General features: G+C 59.7%; 2 protein-coding genes. Both read right to left on the bottom strand.

Translation table 11 applies throughout. The features are described from left to right. Positions 1-253: transposase domain-containing protein (locus I8J34_RS23920; RefSeq protein ID WP_214364141.1), on the bottom strand; the 253-nt coding region annotated here is incomplete at its 3' end. A gap of 139 nt (positions 254-392) precedes the next feature. Further along, complete coding sequence (locus I8J34_RS23925; protein WP_214364142.1) at positions 393-1,403, bottom strand: hypothetical protein; 1,011 nt, start codon at positions 1,401-1,403, stop codon at positions 393-395. Positions 1,404-1,958: the final 555 nt, after the last annotated feature.

Here is a 1,958-nt window from a genome sequence, read left to right on the forward strand (position 1 = left end):
AGCGCGCCCAGGCCAGACCCTGAGAGATCACTGCGAACACTTCCTCGTAGGCCGCTTCGGGGTAGAGGCTCAGCGCCATGCAGTAGTAAACCCCGGCCACCGCCGGGAAGCTGCGCACACGCTGACTGTTGCTGCCATGTTCATCGAGAATTTGATGAATCTGGTCTGCCGAATAAACCCGAGCGAGCAGACTGGCGCTCAGGTAGTCGCTGAGCCGAGCGCCCGCCCCAAGCAATGCCTTCGTTCGCGCCATTCGTTTGCCTCCATCACGATGGCGTCACTATAGCGCAAAACATCTAAGCGAACAGTATTGAGACCTGACCCCTGAGCCTAAGACCTGACCCCCGAGCCTGGAGCCTGTGACCCCCGAGCCTACATGGGGACGGATGCGGCTACTTGCACTCCAGATCCTTGATCAGGTCTTCATCCTTGGCTTCAATGGCCTTGATGCATGCCTCGCTTTTCAGTTTGGCCATTTCGAGGGTGGTCCTGGCCCCCAACGCCTTAGCCTCAGCAGAGTCGGTTGCGCTGAATGCCGAGAAGACCTCGCCGACGGCCTTGAAGTAGGCGCCGATCACCTTGGCCGGCAGCACCAGCACGCCCACCACCTCGCCGTTGGTCACCACCTTGCTTTCCTTGGGCGAGCCGTTGTCGAAGTTCCACGTTGACTGACTGTCGGCGAAGAGGCCTGAGGCCACTTCTAGGGACTGGATGGGCGCGCCGGTCGGGTTGAAGACGATGCGTGCCTTGTCTACGTGCTGATTGCCGAAGACGCCGCTCAGCTGCATCCGATAGGGCAGCGCCTGCCGGTAGTAGATGCCTTCGGCTGATCCAACCGCCAGATTCTTCTGAGCCATGGCTTGAGCGTCGTCAGCTTCATGGCCCAGCGGCGTGATCGTCAGTGTCAGACCGCATGGACCCAACTTGGAGATCTCTTCGCGCTCGCCGGTGAAGATGTGGGTGCCGGCGGTGCATGGCGCCTTGGGGGTGGTATCTGTTACTGAGACCGTCTTGGTAGTGATTGTCCCGATCAACCCACCCAGGGCATCGCCCGCAGCACCGAAGTTGGACTTCACATCCGAGGAGGCGGCGCCGTCCAGCAATCCGGAGGTGGTGACCCGGTAGTGACTGGTGTGTGTGTTGATCGCGCTGTTGTGGTGCTTGAGGACGAAAGCATGCTCCAAGTCCGGATACGCATCCGTGACATCGAGGGTGATCGCCTTGATCCGCTCAATGGATTTGTCGGGCTTTTCAACCTCGATCGTCACGATGAAGTCCCGCTTGGGCATGTAGTAGACGAGCCCGTGTTGTCCAACCGAACTGGATACGATCCGATTGCTTGAGACATTGGAACAGGCACCCACCGCCAGGGCGCAGGCAAACGGCAACATGATGCGAAGCATGATGAACCCTCCCCGGCAACCCGGATGATCACCCGTCCGGGGCATTCCGGACAGGTATGGCTTGAGCTTAGAAATGCCATGCGACTCCGTCCAAGAGCGTCCGCCAGACGGTAGCCCAAGAGCGCGGCGGCCCGGGGGGCTTTTCCCGGGTGTCGCGTGCGCGGCGCGCTATACAGTCATGCTTGATCGCCTGCGCGCCTTGCGTCCGCGCTACGAAATCCTCGCTTCACCACGAAGCATCGAATCATGCTGGATGCGCCAATGCCGTCTGATGGTGGCCTACAGGGTACGTACCCATCACTACCGCCCCAAGCGGGCTCGCAAGGAGCAGAACATGAACGGCCATATTGTTGCCTGGTCAAGACGGAGCATTTGCAGCCTGGAGCATGGCAACGAAATGCTGAAATGTTGGATTTCAAGACCTGACCCAATACTGTTCGCTTAGCCATTTGGCGCTATAGTAACGCCATCTCAATAGGGGTGGTCACATGGCGCGAACGAAGGCATTGCTTGGGGCGGGCGCTCGGCTCAGCGACTACCTGAGCGCCAGTCTGC

It is taken from the genome of Denitromonas iodatirespirans (genome assembly GCF_018524365.1).
Taxonomy (GTDB): Bacteria; Pseudomonadota; Gammaproteobacteria; order Burkholderiales; family Rhodocyclaceae; genus Nitrogeniibacter; species Nitrogeniibacter iodatirespirans.